Here is a 19,698-nt window from a genome sequence, read left to right on the forward strand (position 1 = left end):
CGCCGAGTGCCTGCGAGGCCTGGCCGTCGCGCTGCGCGACGCGCACGAGGCCGCCGACGATGTGCGGGTCGCGCTCGCCGAGCCCGCCGGCACGGCGCGCCTGATGAGCTGGTTGCCGCTCGTCGCCGTGGGGCTGGGTGCGGCGCTCGGCTTCGACACCTTCGGCACGCTCTTCACGAACCCGCTCGGGATCGCGTGTCTTGCCGGCGGCGCGCTTCTGATGATCGCCGCTCAGCGCTGGACGGTCCGACTGGTGCGCGGCGCTCGCGCCGCAGACGACGTCCCTGGACTCGATGCTGAGCTGATGGCGATCGCACTCAGTGGCGGGGTCTCGATAGACCGCGCACGAGCCGTCGTCGGCGAGGCCCTCGCGCTGCGCGACACGGGCTCGACCCCCGATCCGACGACGGGCAGGGGGGTGCGGGCGGATCCCGCCGCCCCCGAGCACCAGAGCGAGCACCTGGACGCCGTGCTCACTCTCTCGCGGACGGCCGGCGTGCCGGCCGTGGAGCTGCTGCGGGCCTCCGCGGCCCACGCGCGCCACCGGGCGCGGGTCGACGGACGTCTGCGGGTCGCCCGGCTCTCCACGCGCCTTCTCGTTCCGCTCGGCGTCTGCACCCTGCCGGCCTTCCTCCTCCTCGGAGTCGGCCCGATGATGCTGAGCGTCATGTCGACGATGTCGGTCTCCCTATGACCACCTCGAGGTCGACGCGCCCGCTGTCCCGCGAGGTCCCGACGTGCCGCTCCCACCAGTGCGTGCAAGACCCGCGCCCCAGACCGTGCCCGCACACCCTTCCATCGAACGGAGAACCCCATGTCCTTCCCCTGGACCACCACGTCCGTGCCGCGTCTCACGCGTCGCCGCGCCGAGCGCCTGTTCCGCCCGCAGGGCGCCGCTCGCGCCCTCGCAGACGACGCCGGTGCCGCGACCGCGGAGTACGCCATCGCGACGATGGCAGCCGTGGCCTTCGCCGGCATGCTCGTCGTGATCATGCGCAGTGACGAGGTGCGCGGCATCCTCACGGATCTCGTGCGTCGCGCGCTCACAGTGGCATGATCCGTCCGCGGCTCGGCGACGGCCGGCGCCTCCGGCCCGATGCGGAGCGGGGTGCGGTCGTCGCCGAGTTCGCGGTCGCGTTGCCGGCGCTGCTGCTGGTGCTCGTCCTCGGGGTCGGGGCGCTCGCCGGAGCGGCACGGCAGGTGCGGCTGCAGGACGCCGTGGCGGATGCCGCGCGCCTGAGCGCGCGCGGCGAGTCCGACGAGCGGGCGCGTGAAGCCGTCGCGGCGGCGGTGGCAGGCGCCTCCGTGGAGATCGGACCGCGCGGTGACCTCGTCTGCGTGAGCGCGTCGGCAGCGGCACTCTTCGGATTGCGCATCGCGGCGACGGGGTGCGCTCTCGGAGGCGGTCTGTGAGCCCGCGTGCGACTGCCGTGGAGGCCAGACTCCGAAGACGCACCCGACAGCGGGTGGTCGTCCTGCACCAGAGGCGCACCCGAGATCGGACGGGCGCCGGACACCGCGGCCGCGGCATGCGACACGCCGGTGGTGGCTGATGCCGGGCACCATGGCCGTGGCGGGCATCGTGGCCTCGGCAGCGCTCCTCACCTCGGGACTCGCGATGGCGGGCAGTGCGGCAGTCGCGGGGCAGCGTCTGGCCTCGGCCGCGGACGCCGGCGCGCTGGCGGCCGCAGACGCCGCGTCCGGCGCGGTCACCGGCATCCCCTGCGACCGCGCGGCCGAGGTCGCCGGCACCTTCGGAGCCGTCGTGGAAGCGTGTGATCTCGACGAACTGGTCGCGACCATCGTGGTCTCGCTGCGGGTGGGACCGGTCACCGCGCGGGCTTCGGCGCGTGCCGGGCCGCCGCCCTGATCAGTGCTCACAGCGCCCGCACCGATAAGCGGCGTGTATGGTTTGCGTCGAAGAAAGGACGCCCCCGTTGGCAGAAGGCAAGAAGCTCGTCATCGTCGAGTCACCGACGAAGATGAGGTCGATCCAGGGGTACCTCGGCGATGGCTACGAGGTGCTCAGCTCGGTCGGCCATATCCGCGATCTCGCGGACAAGAGGGACATCCCGGCCGATAAGAAGCAGGCATACGGGAAGTACTCGATCGACATCGACAACGGCTTCGACCCCTATTACGTCGAGAGCGAGCGTGGCAAGAAGACCGTCGCCGAGCTCAAGCGCGCGCTGAAGGGGGCGGACGAGCTCCTGCTCGCCACCGATGAAGATCGCGAAGGCGAAGCCATCGCGTGGCACCTGCTGCAGACGCTGAAGCCCAAGGTCCCGGTCAAGCGCATGGTGTTCCACGAGATCACCAAGGACGCCATCCAGGCCGCCGTCGGCAACACACGCGAGCTCGACCTCGCGCTCGTCGACGCGCAGGAGACCCGCCGCATCCTCGACCGCCTCTACGGCTGGGACGTCAGCCCCGTGCTCTGGTTCAAGGTGCAGCAGGGCACCTCTGCCGGGCGCGTCCAGTCGGCTGCCACCCGAATGGTCGTCGACCGCGAGCGCGAACGCATGGCGTTCGTCTCGGCGTCGTACTGGGACATCGAAGCGCTCGCCGCGCCGAACCGCCCGCAGGGGCTCGACGAGTCCTTCTCGACGCGCCTGGCGCGCGTCGACGGAGCGGTGCTCGCCCGCGGCACGGACTTCGATGACAAGGGTCAGCTGAAGAAGGCCGTCGTCGTCCTCGACGAGGCGCAGGTGCGCGAGCTCGCCGCGGCCATCGAGGCGGCGGCCGAGGCATCCGTCACCGCCCTCGAGTCCCGGCCGGGAACACGCAGCCCGAAGCCGCCCTTCACGACGTCCACCCTCCAGCAGGAGGCCGGACGCAAGCTCTCGATGAGCGCCAAGCACGCGATGGGCGTGGCGCAGCGCCTCTACGAGAAGGGGTACATCACTTATATGCGCACCGACTCGACCGCGCTGTCGACGCAGGCCATCCAGGCCGCGCGCGAGCAGGCCGTCGCGATGTACGGTGCAGCCTCGGTGCCGCTGAACCCGCGCACCTACCGCAACAACAGCAAGAACGCCCAGGAGGCGCACGAGGCGATCCGTCCGTCGGGCGAGACCTTCCGCACGCCCTCCGACGTGTCGAGCCAGCTCGACCGCGACGAGCTGCGCCTGTACGACCTCATCTGGAAGCGCACCATGGCCAGCCAGATGTCGGACGCGAAGTACGAGACCACCACGGTGACCCTCGAGGTCGCCGCCGGCGACCGCCGCGCCGAGTTCACGGCATCCGGAACCGTCTACACCTTCAAGGGCTTCCTGGAGGCCTACGAAGAGGGCCGCGACGAGAAGCGCAGCGACGCCGACAAGACCGACGACCAGGCGCTCCCCGCCATGGCCGTGGGCGACGTGCTGCGGCTGCGTGACGTGGAGCCCAAGGGCCACGCGACCAGCCCCAAGCCCCGCTACACCGAGGCGAGTCTCGTCAAGGCGCTCGAGGAGAAGGGCATCGGCCGCCCGTCGACCTTCGCGAGCATCATCGACGTGATCCTCAACCGCGGATACGTCACCAAGCGCGGCCAGGCGCTGATCCCGAGCTGGCTCGCGTTCAGCGTCGTGCGGCTTCTCGAGCAGCACTTCGCCGACCTCGTGGACTACGACTTCACCGCAGCCCTCGAGGACGACCTCGATGCCATCGCCCGTGGCGAGCAGCGGCGCGAGGACTGGCTCAAGGACTTCTACTTCGGCTCGGACGACCAGGTCGGGCTGCGCAACATCGTCGACAACCTCGGCGAGATCGACGCCCGCGCGCTCAACTCGACGCCGATCGGCGACGTGGCGACGCTGCGGTTCGGCAAGTACGGGCCCTACCTGGAGGTCCCGAACAAGGAGGACCCGGATGCCGAGCCCCGCCGTGTCAACATCCCCGAGGACCTCGCGCCCGACGAGCTGACCCCCGAGCGCGCGCAGGAGCTCATCGATGCTCCCGTCGCCGGCGACCGGGTGCTGGGCGAGAACCCGGCGAACGGCAAGCTCGTGGTCGTGAAGGACGGTCGCTTCGGACCCTATGTACAGGAGACCGACCCGCCCGCCGCGGAAGAGGTCGACGAGGAGACCGGGGAAGTGACTCCGGTCGCCGAGCCCGTCGAAGCTCCCGCTCCGAAGAAGCGCGGGGCGAAGAAGGAGGTCGCGCCCAAGCCGCGCACGGCGTCGCTGTTCAAGTCGATGTCGGTCGACACGATCGACCTCGACACGGCGCTGCAGCTGCTCGACCTCCCGCGGACGGTCGGCATCGACCCCGAGACTCAGGCGCCGATCACCGCGCAGAACGGCCGGTACGGGCCGTACCTCAAGAAGGGCACCGACTCGCGCACCCTGCAGAGCGAGCAGCAGATCTTCGACATCACGCTCGACGAGGCGCTGGCGATCTACGCGCAGCCGAAGTACGGCGCGCGTGGCGCGTCGTCGGCCCTGAAGGAGTTCGAGGCCGACCCCACCAGCGGCAAGCCGATCAAGCTCAAGGACGGACGCTTCGGCCCGTACGTCACCGACGGCGAGACCAACGCCACGATCCCGCGCGGCGAGGAGGCGACGGAGATCACCTTCGAGCGCGCGGTGCAGCTGCTCGCCGACAAGCGGGCGAAGGGTCCGGCCAAGCGGCCGGCGCGACGCACGACGACGACGCGCAAGCCCGCGGCGAAGAAGTGACGGCGGACGCGGCGCCGAGCCGGGTTCCCGCAGCCGCAGCAGACCGGCCGCGAGCGACCGGACTGTTCATCACGTTCGAGGGCGGCGACGGGGTCGGCAAGACCACGCAGGCCGCCCTGCTGGAGGAATGGCTGGCGGATGCCGGACGCACCGTCGTCCGCACCCGCGAGCCGGGCGGCACCGAGGTCGGCGTGCTCATCCGCGACATCGTCCTGCACCATCGCGGCGAGGTCGCTGCGCGTGCGGAGGCCCTGCTCTACGCCGCGGATCGCGCTCACCACGTCGAGACGCTCGTGCGGCCGGCCCTGATGCGCGGTGAGGTCGTGATCCAGGACCGCTACCTCGACTCCTCGGTCGCCTACCAGGGCGCCGGGCGCGTTCTCGGCCGCGACGAGGTGCGCGACCTCTCGCTCTGGGCCACGGAGGGGCTGCTGCCCGACGTCACCGTGCTCCTTGACCTCGACCCCGCCGCGGCCCGGGCACGGCTCGATGCCGACGACAAGCCCTTCGACCGCCTCGAGTCCGAGAAGGAGCACTTCCACGCGCGCGTGCGCGAGGAATTCCTCGCCCTCGCCGCCGCCGAGCCGGCGCGGTTCCTGGTCCTCGACGCGTCGCTGCCCGCCGACGAGCTCGCCGCCGCCGTGCGGCAGCGGGTGGCCGCCGTCCTCGCCTGAGGCGTCGGCGCTGGTCGTCGGACGTCGCGGTTAGGCTGGGCGGGATGGATGCCTCGACACAGGCCGCACGGGCGGACGAGCGTGAGACGGCCGAAGCCGTGCCCGCTCCGGCGCTGCCGTGGGGCGATGTGTGGGGGCAGCCGGAGGCGGTCGCCGCACTGCGGGAGGCGGCATCCGATCCCGCGTCGATGACGCACGCGTGGCTCATCACCGGTCCTCCCGGATCGGGCCGGTCGACGCTGGCGCACGCATTCGCGGCGGCGCTCATCGCCGAGCCGGGCGACGAGCGGGCGATGCAGCAGGTGCTCGCCGGCACCCACCCCGATCTCACCGCGTTGCGCACCGAGGGCGTGATCATCTCGATCAAGGACGCCCGTGCGCTCGTCGAGCGCTCCTACTTCTCGCCCTCGCTCGGCCGGTATCGCGTGATCGTGATGGAAGACGCCGACCGCATGTCCGAGCGCACCTCGAACGTGCTGCTGAAGGCGCTCGAAGAGCCGCCCGAGCGCACCGTCTGGGTGCTGTGCGCGCCGAGCGACGCCGACCTCCTGCCCACGATCCGCTCGCGCGTGCGCACGCTGCGCCTGCGGGAGCCCGACATCGCCGACGTGGCGGACCTCATCGTTCGGCGCAGCGGGGTCGACCCGGTGATCGCAGAGCAGTCGGCGCGACACGCGCAGCGTCACATCGGCATGGCGCAGCGGCTGGCGACGGATGCCGCAGCACGCGCACGCCGTGACGCCACGCTGCGCGGGGTGCTGGCCGTGCGCGGCGTGGGCGACGCGGTCGAGGTGGCGGGCGCGATCGTCGCCGCCGCGACCGACGATGCGAAGGCGCTCACGGCGGAACGCGACGAGGCCGAGCGGGCGTCGCTCCTGCGCACCCTGGGCATCGCCGAAGGGTCGGCGGTCCCGCCGGCGGTGCGCTCGCAGCTCTCTGCGCTCGAAGACGAGCAGAAACGCCGGGCGACCCGCAGCCTGCGCGACGGCATCGATCGGGTGCTCACCGACCTCGAGTCGATGTTCCGCGACGTGCTCATGCTGCAGTTCGGCCGGGATGACGTCCTGATCAACCGCGAGCTCGCCTCCGACCTGCGTGCCCTCGCCGCGGCATGGGCTCCCGAACGCACACTCACGGTCGTCGACCGCATCGGCGTCACCCGTGAGAACCTCGAACTCAACGCCGCGCCCGCACTCGCCCTCGAGAGCATGCTCGTCACCGTGGCGAGCGGAAGGACCCCGTGAACACGACCAGCTCCCGCCGGCCCGGCTCCTGGCAGGCCGGCCGGCCCGGCATCCGGATGAAGGCCGTTGCCGTCATCGCGGGCCTCGTCGCGGCATCCGTCGCTCTGAGCGGCTGCCTCTACGGCATGATCCCCGACGCGGCGCCCCGGCCCACCACGAGCAAGTCGGCCGACACGACGGGTGTGCCCGCCGAGCTGCTGCCGTACTACGAGCAGACGCTGGACTGGAGCTCCTGCAACGGCGATTTCGACTGCGCGACCGTCACGGCGCCGCTGGACTGGGCAGACCCGTCGAAGGGCGAGATCGAGCTGGCCATGATCCGCAGTCGCGCCGAGGGTGGCGGCGAGCCGATCGGATCCCTGCTGACCAACCCCGGGGGACCGGGATCCAGCGGGGTCGCGCTGATCCGCGACTCCGTGTCGTTCGCGGTGAGCGACCCGGTGCGCCAGCAGTACGACGTGATCGGCTTCGACCCCCGGGGCGTCGGCGAGTCGACCGCGGTGAGCTGCTACGACGCGACCGACATGGACGCCTACCTGTTCGACATCCCCCAGAACGAACGGGGATCGGATGCCTGGACCGCTGAGCTGCAGGCCAAGAATAAGGCGTTCGGCGAGGCCTGCGAGGCGAACAGCGACGGCATCCTCCCGTACATCACGACGGAGAACGCCGCTCGCGACATGGACATGATGCGCGCCGTCCTGGGCGACGAGCAGCTGAACTACCTGGGTTACTCGTACGGCACCTTCCTCGGCGCGACCTACGCCAAGCTCTTCCCCGAGAAGGTCGGTCGTCTCGTCCTCGACGGCGCGATCGACCCGTCGATCCCCGGGTTGGACGTCGGCATCACGCAGGGCGTCGGATTCGAGTCGGCGCTGCGCGCGTACATGGCCGACTGCCTGACCGATGACGAGTGCCCGTTCCGCGGCACCGTGGACGAGGCGATGGCCGATCTGGGCACGCTGCTGGCGAGCGTCGACCGCGATCCGATCCCCAACGCGGACGGTCGCATGCTCGGCGCCGACTCGCTGATGACGACGATCGTCTCGGCACTGTACTCGCAGGACAGCTGGAGCTATCTGACGATGGCCCTCACCGACGTCCTTCAGGGGAACGCCGACATCGCGTTCCAGCTCGCCGACTTCTACTACAACCGGCAGGACGGCACGTACCTCGACAACTCGACCGAGGCCTTCCGCGCGTACAACTGCATGGACTACCCGGTGGACGCGACCGAGCAGGAGCAGGCGGATGCCGAGGCGCTGCTCGCTGCCGAGGCGCCGACCGTCGCGCCGTACTGGAGCGGACCCGACCCCTGCGAGGTCTGGCCGTACCCCGCGACGGGCGTGCGGGAGCGCATCACGGCCGAGGGCGCTGCGCCGATCGTCGTCGTGGGCACGACGAACGATCCCGCCACCCCGTACGAGTGGTCGGTGTCGCTGGCCGACCAACTGTCGTCCGGCGTGCTCGTGACCCGTGTCGGCGAGGGCCACACCGGCTACAACAAGGGCAACACCTGCGTCGATTCCGCCATCGAGACGTACCTGCTCGAGGGCACGCCGCCCGAGGACGGCCTGCGCTGCGAGTGAGTTCCGATGCATGAGAGAAGCGGATGCCGCAGCACGCGGCATCCGCTTCTCTCATGGCGGCAGGCCGGCCAGGCGCTCAGCGACGCAGCACGCGGCGGGCGAGCGCGTTGCCGATGAACTGCACCGCCTGCACGATCACGATGATGACGAGCACCGCCGCCCACGTGACCCACGGGTTGAACTGCTTGAAGCCGTAGACAATCGCGAACTCTCCCAGGCCGCCGGCCGCCACGGCGCCCGCGATGGCCGTCATGTCGACGAGAGCGACCACGATGAAGGTGTAGCCGAGGATCAGGGGGCCGAGCGCTTCGCGCGGCAGCAGCCGCAGGAGGATGCGCGAGCGGCTCGCGCCCGTGGCCCTCGCCGCCTCGATGACACCGGGGCGCACGGTGAGCAGGTTCTGCTCGACGATGCGGCTGATCGCGAACAGCGACGCGATCGTGATGGCGAAGATGCCGAACTCCGGCCCGATGCCCGGGATGCCGATGCTGCGGGCGAGCGGCTGCACGGCGGCGAGCAGGATCACGAACGGGATCGGCCGGAAGAAGTTCACGACCACGTTGATCGTGCCGAACAGGAAGCGGTTCGGGAAGAGGCTCCCGGGTCGCGTCGCGTAGAGAGCCAACCCGACGAACAGGCCGGCGATCCCGCCGAACACGAGGCTCAGTGACACCACGTACAGGGTCTCGGCCGTCGCGGCCCAGAGCTCGGGGAGAAGGTCGACGAGCCTATCCACGGGCGTCCTCCTCGATGAGCGGCGCGAACGCCGACGCGGCGTCGATCGCCCGCTGCACGGCATCCGCCTCTCCGGTCAGTGCGAGCGTGAGGTGCCCGAACACGCGCCCAGCGATGTCGTTGATCCCGCCGTGCACGAGCTCGAACCGCACGCCGTGCGACGACAGGGCGGCGAACACCTCGGCCTGCGAGACGTCGCCCTCGCGCACCGTGAAGGTCACGATGCGTCCGGGATGGCGTTCTCGCAGCGTGCGCAGCTGGCTGCCGGCGGGCACATCCTCGATGATGCTGGCGACGAACCGGCGCGTCGCCGCGTGCTGCGGCGCCGACAGCACGTCGAAGACCGCACCGCTCTCGATGATGCGGCCGTTCTCCATCACGATGACACGGTCGGCGAGTGTGCGGATCACGTCCATCTCGTGCGTGATGACGAGGATCGTGACCCCGAGTTCTGCGTTGATGCGCGCGAGGAGCGCCAGGACCTCCTGCGTCGTGTCGGGGTCGAGCGCGCTCGTGGCCTCGTCGGCGAGCAGGATCCGAGGATTCGTCGCCAGCGCCCGCGCGATGCCGACGCGCTGCTTCTGGCCGCCCGAGAGCTGCTCCGGGTAGCTGCGGGCCTTGTCGGCCAGCCCGACGAAGCGCAGCAGGTCGTCGACGCGCGCCGCGATCTCGGCACGGGATCGACCGGCGACCTCCAGAGGATAGGCGACGTTCTTCGCCACGGTGCGCGAGTCGAACAGGTTGAACTGCTGGAAGATCATGCCGATGTCTCCCCGCAATTCGCGCAGTTCGCGCTCGCGAAGGCGGGTGATGTCGCGCCCGTCGATCTCGACGGTGCCGGCGGTGGGCGTCTCCAGCGCGTTCACCAGGCGCAGCACGGTGCTCTTGCCGGCGCCGGAGTAGCCGATGATGCCGCACACCTCGCCGGCCGCCACGTCGAGCGAGATGTCGTCGACGGCCACGGTGGGCGCGGCGTCCTTGCCGGACGCCGCGAAGGTCTTGGTCACGCCGGTCAGGCGGATCAGGGTCATGGATGCTCCTCGGCGGAACGCGCGTGTGCGGCCCGGGCGCACGAGGCGCCGGCGGGCCGCACAGGCGGATGCCGCGGTGTGGCGGTCTTACGAATTGGCGCGGATGTCGTCCTCGACGTCGGTGAGCGACGTGAGGAGCTCGTCGACGGGCGTCTTGACGAGCACGGCGGTGCCGCCCGATGCCTCCAGGACGCCGTCCTGCACGGCCTGGGTGTTCTGGTAGATCTCGACGAGCTTCAGGTACGTCGGGTTGTCGGCGTCCTCCGCCTTCGCAGCGAAGATGTTGATGTACGGGAAGGCCGACGGGTCGCTGGGGTCGTCCTGGGCCAGCAGCTCGTCCTCGGTCAGACCGGACTTGGTGACGAAGTCGTTGTTGACGATCGCGCCGGCGAAGTCGGGCAGCGACGACGCGGTGAAGTCGGCGGCGACAGCTTCCACGCGCACCTTGGACTCATCCTCGATGACCTCAGCGGGGGTCGAGAAGGGCGAGCCGCCGTCCTCGAGCTCGATGAGGCCTGCGGACTGCAGCACCAGCAGGGCGCGAGCGCCGTTCGACTCGTCGTTGGGAATGGCGATCGTCGAGCCCTCGGGGATGTCTTCGACCGCGTCGTACTGGGTCGAGTAGAGGCCGAGCGGGTAGATCGCCGTGGCGCCGATCGGCTGCAGATCGTCGCCGCTCTGCACGTTGTAGGTGGCGAGGTAGATGATGTGCTGGAACTGGTTGAGGTCCAGCTCGGCCGCCGACAGAGCAGGGTTGGGCTGCGAGTACTCGCTGAAGTCGACGAGCTCGACCTCGATGCCCTCTTCGGCGGCGGCCTCCTTGTACGTCTCCCAGTACGGCTCGCCGGCGCCGACGACGCCGATGCGGACCACCTCGTTCTCGGCGGCGGCGCCGGAGTCGGCATCCGTCCCGCCGCCGGTGCAGCCGGCGAGGAGGAGGGCGAGCGGGAGGGCGAGTGCGGCGGTTGCGATGAGCTTCTTGCGCGTGGACATGTGAGTGCTCCTGTGGATCGAGGCCCGTGTCGGCGGGTGACCGCGTGCACGAGCCTCGGGACCGCGCACGCTTCGTCGCGGACCGGCTTCGAACCTACGGCGACCGGCCGAGGCATCCGAATCGATTCGTAACACGTCGACACCGACCGCTGGTGTGGCGGGACGGGATGCCGGGGTCCCGTGTTCGCGAGCGCTCCTGCGACCCTGTAAGATCGTTGCTTGTGCATCGCGCGAGCGAGGCGCGCCACCTTAGCTCAGTCGGCAGAGCGATTCACTCGTAATGAATAGGTCAAGGGTTCGATTCCCTTAGGTGGCTCAGAACCGGAACGGCCGCGGCAGCGGCCGTTTTCCGTATCCGAAGGACGGTGGTGCGGTGTCCCAGGCGATCGACGCCCTCGCCGAGATCTTCTCGTGGATCGGATTCGGTGTGGGAGCCCTGCTCGCCGGAGTCGCGCTGATCATGTACCTGTTCGACGGCACCTGGGTGCCGGTACGCGCGGTCGTCGAGTCGACGGCACACGGCCGTCTGGTGCGCTGGTTCGATGAGGACGGCGGCGTGGGGGAGGCCCACCTCAGCCACGAGCAGGAGCACCACGTCGGCGACGCCGATATGGCCGACATCTTCGTCCGTCGCGGATCCATCAACCGGATGCGGCTGACGCAGGGCTCGCCCGCGGTGCGGGCCGTCGCGCTCCTCGCCGGTGGAATGCTCGCGCTCGGCGTGGTCGCGCTGGTGACCTCGCTCATCATGTTGTTCGCGCGCGGCTGACGCCCGCCCGACAGGTTCCGCGACCTCGTCGCGCAATCGCGATTCAGCCCTGCGCGATGCTTCGAGGGCGGTGCGGCGCAGCTCACGCGACGGCGAGAATGACGCCGGCGGCGAGGGCGAGGCCCAGCCCCACCCACTGGATCACTGCGACGCGTTCGCGCAGCACGATCGCGGCGAGCAGGATCGTGCCGGCGGGGTAGAGCGCCGTCAGCGCCGAGACCACCGCGAGATCGCCGTTGCGCAAGGCCAGGAGCATGAGCGCGTTGGCCGCGGCATCCGCGATCCCGCACAGGATGGCAAGCGTCCAGGCCCGGCGTTGGGTCGTGGTGATGCCCTCGAGGTCCGCACCATGCTCGAGATCGGCGTGCTCGAGATCCGCGTGGCCGCTCGGCATCGCACCGAGCGGCGGCCCTGCGACTGCGAGCACGGAGCGCGCCGGCGCGCCGCGACGCACAGCCATGAGGGCAAGGACGCCGACCACGACGACGGTCACGACACCGCTGGTCGCGCGGCTGGTCACCAGCGGTACGAGGCCGCTGTCGGCGGAGGTCTGGTCGACGATGATGAGGAAGGCGCCGATCGCCAGCCCGGCGCCGACCGCCATGACGAGTCCGCGCGGGTGCGGCCGCACGATCTTCTCGCCCGGGATGAAGCCGACGAGCACGACGGCGACCAGGGCCACTGCGAGCCCGGCGTAGCCGATCGGCGCGAGGGCATCGCCCTTGACCAACAGGCCCCACAGCATCGGAGCGATCGCCGAGACGACAGCCGTCAACGGCGAGAGGATGCTCATCGGTCCGATCGCCAGGCAGGCGTAGAGCAGGGCGACGGCGACGACGCCGACGATCCCGGCGAGGACCCCCCACGCGACATCGGCGGCCGTCCATGCCCCGCCCACCAGCGGCTGCACGAGCGCAAGCGCGACGAGTCCCGACAGAGCCGCAACGGCGGTGACGACGATCGAGCGCAGCCGCCGCGCCGCCAGGCCGCCCAGGAAGTCCGCAGAGCCGTAGACGACGGCACCGATGAGCGCGAGGGCGGCGGAGAGCATCGCGACCCAGCATAGGAGCGAGTGACCGCGCGGAGACCCGTCGGCACCGGCCGGCGGCATCCGAATTACGTTTCACGAAACTCAGTTCGCTAGATAAGCTAGCGATATGTCCTCGCCTCACCACGCGAACCGCCGTCCCTCACGTTGGCTCCGCATCGGCATCCCCGCCGTGCTCGTGCTGATCTGGCTGGCCGTGGGATCCCTCGGCGGGCCGTACTTCGGGAAGGTCGACGAGGTCTCGACCAACGACCGGTCCAGCTTCCTACCCGAGGGAGCCGACGCGACGCAGGTCAACGAGCGCCTCGCGGACTTCCTCGGCGAGGACAGCATCCCGGCCGTCGTCGTCGTCACCGGCGACGGCGACCTGTCGGATGAGGACGTCGCCGACATCCAGGCGCTCGCCGACGACATCGCCGGCATCGACGGCGTGCAGGAGGACGTGTCGCCGCCCATCCTTTCGGAGGACGGCGAGGCGGTGCAGATCTTCGTCCCGATCGATGCCTCCGGTGAAGTCGGAGAGACCGTCGAGGCGATCCGGACCCTGGTGGCGGAGGAGCTTCCGGACGGCTTCGAGGCGTGGGTCACCGGGCCTGCCGGCTTCACGGCAGACCTCGTCGAGGGCTTCCTCGGCATCGACGGACTGCTCCTCGGTGTGGCGCTGATCGCCGTCTTCCTGATCCTCGTGATCGTCTATCGCTCGCCGCTGCTGCCGGTCCTCGTGCTCCTGACCTCGATGTTCGCCCTGTGCGCCGCGCTGCTCACCGTGTGGTGGCTCGCATACGCCGGCATCGTCGTGCTCAACGGGCAGGTGCAGGGCATCCTGTTCATCCTCGTCATCGGCGCCGCGACCGACTACGCACTGTTGTACGTCGCGCGCTTCCGAGAATCCATCGCGACCGGCGCGTCGAAATGGGAGGCGACGCTCTCGGCGTGGCGGGGAGCGTTCGAGCCGATCCTGGCGTCCGGTGGCACGGTGATCGCGGGCCTCCTGTGCCTGCTGCTGTCGGACCTGGCGACCAACCGCGCGCTCGGGCCGATCGCATCGATCGGCATCGCTTTCTCGGTGCTGTCGGCGCTGACGTTCCTGCCGGCGCTCCTGGCCCTCTGCGGGCGCGCCGCGTTCTGGCCGTTCATCCCGAGGCAGCCGCTGGCCATGATCCCCGACGATCTGACCCAGCCGGTCAAGGGTCTCTGGCCGCGACAGGCGCGGTTCGTGGCGCGCAACGCGCGCGTCGTGTGGATCGCATGCACCATCGTGCTGCTGGCAGGTGCCCTGGGGATCACGCAGCTCAAGGCCGACGGTGTGCCCACGAGCGACCTCGTGCTCGGGGCATCCGAAGCGCGGGACGGTCAGGAGGTGCTCGCCGAGCACTTCCCGGCGGGGTCCGGTTCGCCGGCGTATGTCATCGTGCCCGAGGAGGACCTCGCCGACACGGTCGAGGTGCTCGAGGCGTCGGACGGCATCGAATCCGTGGCCGTCGCCTCCGAGGACTCGCCGACCGGGCAGGCAGCCGTCGAGGTCGAAGACGGTGAGGCCGTGCTCACCGCGGTCGGCCCGCCCGGCACGCCCGCTCCGGAGGCGACCGTCGCCGAGGGCGACGTCCTCGTCATCGGGACGCTGACGGATGCCGCGGACTCGGTGGCAGCCGAAGACACCGTGCGGCAGCTGCGCGTCGACCTCGATGACGCCCTGGGTGCCGGGACGGCGATCGTCGGCGGCGAGACGGCGACCGACATCGACACGAACGACACGTCGACCCGCGACCGGACCGTCATCATCCCGGTCATCCTCCTCGTGATCCTGTTGATCCTGATGCTGCTGCTGCGGTCGATCCTGGCGCCGGTGCTGCTCATCGTGACCGTCATCCTGTCGTTCGCGACGGCGCTCGGCGTGAGCGCGCTCGTGTTCAACCAGGTGTTCGGGTTCCCCGGGGCCGATCCGGCCGTGCCGCTGTACGGGTTCGTCTTCCTCGTCGCCCTGGGTGTGGACTACAACATCTTCCTGATGTCACGCGTGCGCGAGGAGTCTCTGGTGCACGGCACCAGACCGGGCATCCTGCGCGGGCTGGTCGCGACGGGCGGCGTCATCACGTCGGCGGGTCTCGTGCTCGCAGCGACCTTCGCGGCGCTGGGTGTCATCCCGATCCTGTTCCTGGCGCAGCTGGCGTTCATCGTGGCCTTCGGCGTGCTGCTCGACACCTTCATCGTGCGGTCGCTTCTCGTTCCCGCGCTGTCGTACGACATCGGCCGGGCGATCTGGTGGCCGTCGAAGCTGGCGAGGCGGGGGCCGGAGGCAGGTCGTGCCACACGTTCGGGGACCGAGCCGGAGCTGACCCCCGCACCGGCCGCTGACCCCGTCCAGGTGCCGCTGCCGGCCGCCACGGACGCCGAGGTGGTCGCAGACGACGGACACCCTCTCACCCGTGAGGAGTACAGGCGTACGCTCGAATCATGAGCAAGGCGCTGTTCATCGTCGATGTCCAGAACGACTTCACCGAAGGCGGTGCGCTCGGTGTCGAAGGCGGGGACGCCGTCGCCCAGCGCATCTCGGAGTACCTCGTCACGCACGCCGAGGAGTACGCCGTGATCGTCGCCTCGCGCGACTGGCATGACGGCGAGGGCGACAACGGCGGGCATTTCAGCTCGCAACCCGACTTCGTCGACACCTGGCCGGCGCACTGCGTGAGCGACACCGAGGGCGCAGAGTACGACCCCGGCCTCGACACGTCCGCCGTGACACATCACGTGAAGAAGGGGCAGGGCCGGCCCGCGTATTCACTGTTCGAGGGCACGACCGAAGACGGCGTGACCGTGGCGCACCTGCTCGAAGAGCACGGTGTGGTGGATGTCGACGTGACCGGCATCGCGACGGACTACTGCGTGCGCGCATCGGCCCTCGATGCCATCGCGCACGGGCGACACGTGCGGGTTCTGACGGATCTCGTCGCGGGCGTCGCTGCGGAGTCGAGCGATGCCGCGATGGCCGAGCTAGCGCACGCGGGAGCCGAACTCCGTCCCTCCGGTCTCCCCGGTGGTGACTGAGCCCGCCCGCGGGCCACTCACGGCCGAGGGCGTCCGCACGGCGCTCGAGGCCGCGGCATCCGCTGACGAACAGGCGAAGATCCGGAGGCGTATGAGCGACGAGCGCACCGAGGTGATCGGCGTGCGCATGGGCACGGTCTTCGACATCGCCAAGTCGAATGAACGGATGCCGCTGTCCGAGGTCGACCGGCTCCTCGATACGGATGCGTACGAGATGCGCATGGTGGCGGTCTCCATCCTCGACTTCCAGGCCCGCGCGAAGAACCCGGACCGCGCCGCCCTGTACGAGCTCTGGATGCGGCGCCAGGACCGCATCGACACGTGGGACTTCATCGATCGCGCCGCTCCTCGCGTGCTGGGCGGGTACCTGCTCGATCGGCCGCGGGACGTGCTGTTCGACCTCGCTCGCTCCGGCGACTGGCTGCAGCGTCGTACGGCGATCACTGCCGCGTTCTGGATCATCCGCTCCGGCGACCTCGACGACCCGCTCGCGCTCTGCGAGCTGCTCGCCGCCGATCCCGAGCACCTCGTGCAGACGAACGTGGGCGTGGCGCTGCGCGAGATCGGGCGGGTCGATCGCGGCCGGCTCGAGGCGTTCCTCGACCGTCGCGGAGCGGATCTCAGCGCCCCCGCGCGCCGAACCGCGATCACCGCCCTCGCGTGAGGCCCGCGACCCGATAGCCTCGGGTCTCGTGACCGCCATCCGTCCCCTCGCCCCTGCCGACCACGACGTCTGGCTGCCGCTCTGGCGGGCTTACCTCACGTTCTACGAGTCCGCTCTCTCCGACGAGCAGACCGAGCTCACCTGGCATCGACTCATCGACCCGCAGTTCCCGATCCACGGCGCGCTCGCGACCGACGAGGCGGGGAAGGCTGTGGGTCTCGTGCACTGGCTCACCCATGCCGCAACGTGGTCGGCGACCCCGTACTGCTATCTCGAGGATCTGTTCGTCGCACCCGACACCCGGGGGACGGGCGCGGGGCGGGCGCTCATCGCACACGTCACCGGCTGGGCGCGGGAACACGGAGCGGCGAAGGTGTACTGGCTGACGCACGAGACCAATGCCACCGCACGAACGCTCTACGACCGCGTGGCCACCGGCACCGGTTTCGTCCACTACGAGATCGGTCTCGGATCATGACGAGCGATGTCGCCCCCGCCGAGCGTCGCATCGGCGACCTGGTCGCCACGCTGCTGCTCATCGGATTCTCTGTCGGCGCGTCGGTGGTGCTCTTCTTCGTCTCGCTGCTGTGGGCGATAGGCAACTACGACAACACGCTCGCCATCGTGCTCGGCGGCTATCTGCCGCTCGCGTTCGCAGTGCTCGGCGCCGTGGTCGGCATCGTCGCACTCTCGCGTCGGCGAACCGCGTTCTGGTATCCGCTCATCGCGCTCGTGCTCAGCATCATCGTCTGGCTGATCGCCGCCGCGATCGCCCGCTGATCAGTTGCGCCGCGTCGTGCGGCGCCAGCGAGTCGACGAAGCCTGTGCGGCGTCGGGTCGGACGCGGTGGTGCCCCCACAGGGGCTCGAACCCTGGACCCACGGATTAACCTGCTGCACTGAGTTTCCCCAGCCACCGTTTCCGGCTTGCAGTCTGGACTATATCTTCACCTTCGGCCGGACCGGTCAGGTGCGCCGCGTGTAGTCTCTGAGGTTCCCTTGCGGTTACCTGCTGATTGCCCAATCCCTCGGATTTTCACTGCCTGGTGTCGTTCAGACGCCTGGCGAGTACCTCGGGCTCTCAGGGTGTTCCAGCATATAGCGGCGGTCATCCGGCGCATTTCGGCGCCGGCGCTCCATTTTGTTGTGTTGAAGTCCGTTGCTCTAACCAACTGAGCTATAGGGGCGCCTCCACCCTAGCAAGGCGTCGTGGATGGTCGGCGCGTCGGAGGTCCCTTCTACGCTGTGGTGACCATCTCTGAGTGCGTCGGCGGAGGAGACGAGACCATGATGAGCAAGAACTGCGGCTCATGCGGACGGGCGAAGCCGCTCGACGAGTTCAACCGGAAGGCGTCCAGACCCGACGGGCTCCAGGAGGTATGCCGTGAGTGCAACCGCCGGTCGTCGCGCGCGTACTACGCGCGCAATCGTGAACATCACGTACGGGTCATCGTGGAACGCACCGCGAAGCGGCGCGCCGAGGCGAAGGCGTTCCTGGTCATCTACCTACGCGCTCACCCGTGCGTGGATTGCGGCGTCGCCGACCTGCGCGTACTCGACTTCGACCACAGACCGGGCGCTGACAAGCGCAAGGACGTGATGGCGATGGTCAAGCAGGGGTTCAGCATCGCGAAACTGTCGGAAGAGATCGCCAAGTGCGACGTGAGGTGCCGCAACTGCCATGCGATCGCGACGCTTGAACGCGTCGGTGAGAACTGGCGATCGCGAGCGATGCACGATCTGGCCTCGGGCTGAACGCGGCTCAGCCGTTGCCGTTGCCGTTGCCACGCCCGCTGTTGCCGCCGCCGTTGCCCTTGCCGTTGCCGTTGTTGTTCCCCGGGCCGCTGTTGTCGTTGACGTCCCCGCCGCCCGTGTCCGCCGGCGGCACCTGGTCCGCCGGCGGCTGCTCCGCGGGCACGGTGGCCGGCGCTTCCTCGACCGGAGCCTCCTCCGTGGGAACCGGCGGAGCCAGTTCCTCCGTGGGCGATGCGGGTGCGGGGTTCGGTTCGGCAGACCAGCTGTTCGCCATCAGCACCGTGCCGAGCGCGAGTGCGATCGCGAGCAGAGCAGCGACGACCACACCGATCATCAGGGCACGACGTGAGGGGCGCCGATGATCCTCCGGAACGGTCGGGACCGATGCCGAGGTGCCCGTCTGTGCTGAATCTGCCGACGCAAGCGCGGCGGCACGAGCATCGCGGCGGAGCATTCCACTCGCCAGCGCGCCCTGGGGACCCGCGAGAAGGGCAGGGCTGGGAAAGACCTTGGTGGGGTCGGTGACGGGCATCGCGACGGGCACGGTCGACGGGTCGGCTGCTGCGCGGGCGACGGTGTTCTCCATCGCAGCCAGGCGGGATGCCGCCGTCACCACCTCTAGTGCGGTGGGCCGGTCGTCCGGCCGGATCGCCGTCATCCCGCGCAGCAGCCCCTGCCAAGACGGATGGAGCGACTCCGGGATCTCGGGTGCCGACGACAGCCGTGCGACGACGGTGCCGATGCCTTCTGCATCGCCGAAAGGGCGTTCGCCGGTCAGCGCCTCGATCAGGAGCAGACCGAACGCATAGATGTCGGCGGCCGGGGCGGGCGGGACCCCTCGCGCCTGCTCGGGCGCCACGTACGCCATGGTGCCGACGATGACCCCTGGTGTGGTCACACGTGCCGTGTCCATCAAGTACGCGATGCCGAAGTCTGCGAGCTTCGCGCGCCACTCCCATCCGGGTCGCGGAGATGACCACAGCAGCACATTCGAGGGCTTGATATCGCGATGCACGACCCCGTGCTCGTGCGCGACATGCAGGCCCTCCGCGATGTCGATCGCGATCGATGCGACGATCTTCGGATCGACGGGTCCGCGCGCGATGAGGTCCCGCAGGGTGATCCCGTCGACGTGCTCCATGACGAGGTAACTGGTCTCGCCCGCGCCGACGCGAGCGTCGAACACGGTGACGAGGGAATGGTGACTCAGCGAGGCGAGGAGGGTCGTCTCTGACAGTGCGCGCTCCACGGAGTCGATGCCGTCGGTGGGTTCGCGGAACACCTTCACCGCCACCGAGCGTTGGAGGTGGGTGTCTTCTGCGCGATAGACGCGGGCCATCCCGCCCTCGCCGATACGCTCATGCAGGACGTAGCGATCGTCCAAGATCTCGCCGGTGGACAACTCCTCCGACGCGCGCAGGTCTGTCACGTGTCCTCCCACCTGGCGTCCGCACCCCTCCGGCGCAACCCCAGGCCTCCTCTCACGTT

20 protein-coding genes and 1 tRNA gene are annotated in these 19,698 nt (G+C 69.8%); 16 read left to right on the top strand and 5 right to left on the bottom strand.

Features of this window, described 5'->3' with window-relative positions; translation table 11 throughout:
- From ACI3KY_RS07840 to ACI3KY_RS07875, 8 genes are all read left to right on the top strand, one after another.
- A partial coding sequence (locus tag ACI3KY_RS07840) for a type II secretion system F family protein (protein ID WP_404929623.1) occupies nt 1-694 on the top strand: 694 nt, incomplete at its 5' end.
- A gap of 120 nt (nt 695-814) precedes the next feature.
- On the top strand, nt 815-1,057 hold the full coding sequence (locus ACI3KY_RS07845) for a DUF4244 domain-containing protein (RefSeq protein ID WP_404929624.1): 243 nt from the start codon (nt 815-817) through the stop codon (nt 1,055-1,057).
- Nucleotides 1,054-1,413: a TadE family type IV pilus minor pilin gene (locus tag ACI3KY_RS07850; protein ID WP_404929625.1), complete on the top strand. Its 360-nt coding sequence runs from the start codon at nt 1,054-1,056 to the stop codon at nt 1,411-1,413. Before ACI3KY_RS07845 ends, ACI3KY_RS07850 begins: the two co-directional genes overlap by 4 nt.
- Nucleotides 1,414-1,552: 139 nt before the next feature.
- Nucleotides 1,553-1,870 (top strand): helicase, encoded by a 318-nt coding sequence (locus tag ACI3KY_RS07855; protein ID WP_404929626.1) that lies wholly within the window; start codon nt 1,553-1,555, stop codon nt 1,868-1,870.
- A gap of 67 nt (nt 1,871-1,937) precedes the next feature.
- Nucleotides 1,938-4,664 carry a type I DNA topoisomerase gene (gene topA, locus ACI3KY_RS07860; protein WP_404929627.1) on the top strand — a complete coding sequence of 909 codons (2,727 nt, stop codon included), beginning with the start codon at nt 1,938-1,940 and terminating at the stop codon, nt 4,662-4,664.
- 62 nt (nt 4,665-4,726) lie between these two features.
- Complete coding sequence (gene tmk, locus ACI3KY_RS07865; protein WP_404929681.1) at nt 4,727-5,338, top strand: dTMP kinase; 612 nt, start codon at nt 4,727-4,729, stop codon at nt 5,336-5,338.
- A 44-nt stretch (nt 5,339-5,382) separates the two neighbouring features.
- Entirely contained in the window at nt 5,383-6,582 is a 1,200-nt protein-coding gene (locus ACI3KY_RS07870) for a DNA polymerase III subunit delta' (RefSeq protein WP_404929628.1), read from the top strand.
- A gap of 56 nt (nt 6,583-6,638) precedes the next feature.
- Nucleotides 6,639-8,171 carry an alpha/beta hydrolase gene (locus tag ACI3KY_RS07875; protein ID WP_404929682.1) on the top strand — a complete coding sequence of 511 codons (1,533 nt, stop codon included), beginning with the start codon at nt 6,639-6,641 and terminating at the stop codon, nt 8,169-8,171.
- Between the two features lie 76 nt (nt 8,172-8,247).
- On the opposite strand, the gene ACI3KY_RS07880 is transcribed toward ACI3KY_RS07875, so the two are convergent.
- The 3 genes from ACI3KY_RS07880 to ACI3KY_RS07890 form a co-directional block, all read right to left on the bottom strand.
- Nucleotides 8,248-8,907 (bottom strand): methionine ABC transporter permease, encoded by a 660-nt coding sequence (locus tag ACI3KY_RS07880; RefSeq protein WP_404929629.1) that lies wholly within the window; start codon nt 8,905-8,907, stop codon nt 8,248-8,250.
- Entirely contained in the window at nt 8,900-9,937 is a 1,038-nt protein-coding gene (locus ACI3KY_RS07885; RefSeq protein WP_404929630.1) for a methionine ABC transporter ATP-binding protein, read from the bottom strand. Before ACI3KY_RS07885 ends, ACI3KY_RS07880 begins: the two co-directional genes overlap by 8 nt.
- 87 nt (nt 9,938-10,024) lie before the next feature.
- Nucleotides 10,025-10,930, bottom strand: coding sequence for a MetQ/NlpA family ABC transporter substrate-binding protein (locus ACI3KY_RS07890; protein WP_404929631.1), 906 nt, complete (start codon nt 10,928-10,930; stop codon nt 10,025-10,027).
- A 243-nt stretch (nt 10,931-11,173) separates the two neighbouring features.
- Here ACI3KY_RS07890 and ACI3KY_RS07895 point away from each other — a divergent pair.
- Nucleotides 11,174-11,246 (top strand) — tRNA-Thr (locus tag ACI3KY_RS07895).
- A gap of 57 nt (nt 11,247-11,303) precedes the next feature.
- Complete coding sequence (locus tag ACI3KY_RS07900) at nt 11,304-11,699, top strand: hypothetical protein (protein ID WP_404929632.1); 396 nt, start codon at nt 11,304-11,306, stop codon at nt 11,697-11,699.
- A gap of 82 nt (nt 11,700-11,781) precedes the next feature.
- Here the strand turns inward: ACI3KY_RS07900 and ACI3KY_RS07905 are convergent, their stop codons facing one another.
- Entirely contained in the window at nt 11,782-12,750 is a 969-nt protein-coding gene (locus ACI3KY_RS07905) for an EamA family transporter (RefSeq protein ID WP_404929633.1), read from the bottom strand.
- 106 nt (nt 12,751-12,856) lie between these two features.
- Between ACI3KY_RS07905 and ACI3KY_RS07910 the strand changes: the two genes are divergently transcribed.
- The 6 genes from ACI3KY_RS07910 (at nt 12,857) to ACI3KY_RS07935 (ending at nt 18,210) form a co-directional block, all read left to right on the top strand.
- Nucleotides 12,857-15,205, top strand: a complete 2,349-nt coding sequence (locus ACI3KY_RS07910) for an MMPL family transporter (RefSeq protein WP_404929634.1) — start codon at nt 12,857-12,859, stop codon at nt 15,203-15,205.
- Nucleotides 15,202-15,792: an isochorismatase family protein gene (locus ACI3KY_RS07915; protein WP_404929635.1), complete on the top strand. Its 591-nt coding sequence runs from the start codon at nt 15,202-15,204 to the stop codon at nt 15,790-15,792. The genes ACI3KY_RS07910 and ACI3KY_RS07915 overlap by 4 nt, the downstream gene beginning before the upstream one ends.
- Nucleotides 15,782-16,456 (top strand): DNA alkylation repair protein, encoded by a 675-nt coding sequence (locus ACI3KY_RS07920; RefSeq protein ID WP_404929636.1) that lies wholly within the window; start codon nt 15,782-15,784, stop codon nt 16,454-16,456. Before ACI3KY_RS07915 ends, ACI3KY_RS07920 begins: the two co-directional genes overlap by 11 nt.
- Nucleotides 16,457-16,484: 28 nt before the next feature.
- Nucleotides 16,485-16,934 carry a GNAT family N-acetyltransferase gene (locus ACI3KY_RS07925; protein ID WP_404929637.1) on the top strand — a complete coding sequence of 150 codons (450 nt, stop codon included), beginning with the start codon at nt 16,485-16,487 and terminating at the stop codon, nt 16,932-16,934.
- Entirely contained in the window at nt 16,931-17,236 is a 306-nt protein-coding gene (locus ACI3KY_RS07930; RefSeq protein WP_404929638.1) for a hypothetical protein, read from the top strand. Before ACI3KY_RS07925 ends, ACI3KY_RS07930 begins: the two co-directional genes overlap by 4 nt.
- 506 nt (nt 17,237-17,742) lie before the next feature.
- Nucleotides 17,743-18,210: a hypothetical protein gene (locus ACI3KY_RS07935; RefSeq protein ID WP_404929639.1), complete on the top strand. Its 468-nt coding sequence runs from the start codon at nt 17,743-17,745 to the stop codon at nt 18,208-18,210.
- 7 nt (nt 18,211-18,217) lie between these two features.
- Here ACI3KY_RS07935 and ACI3KY_RS07940 read toward each other — a convergent pair whose 3' ends face one another.
- Nucleotides 18,218-19,639 carry a protein kinase domain-containing protein gene (locus ACI3KY_RS07940; RefSeq protein WP_404929640.1) on the bottom strand — a complete coding sequence of 474 codons (1,422 nt, stop codon included), beginning with the start codon at nt 19,637-19,639 and terminating at the stop codon, nt 18,218-18,220.
- Between the last annotated feature and the right edge of the window lie 59 nt (nt 19,640-19,698).

Origin of the sequence: Microbacterium sp. ZW T2_14 (assembly GCF_044987405.1) — a bacterium.
Lineage (GTDB): Bacteria > Actinomycetota > Actinomycetes > Actinomycetales > Microbacteriaceae > Microbacterium.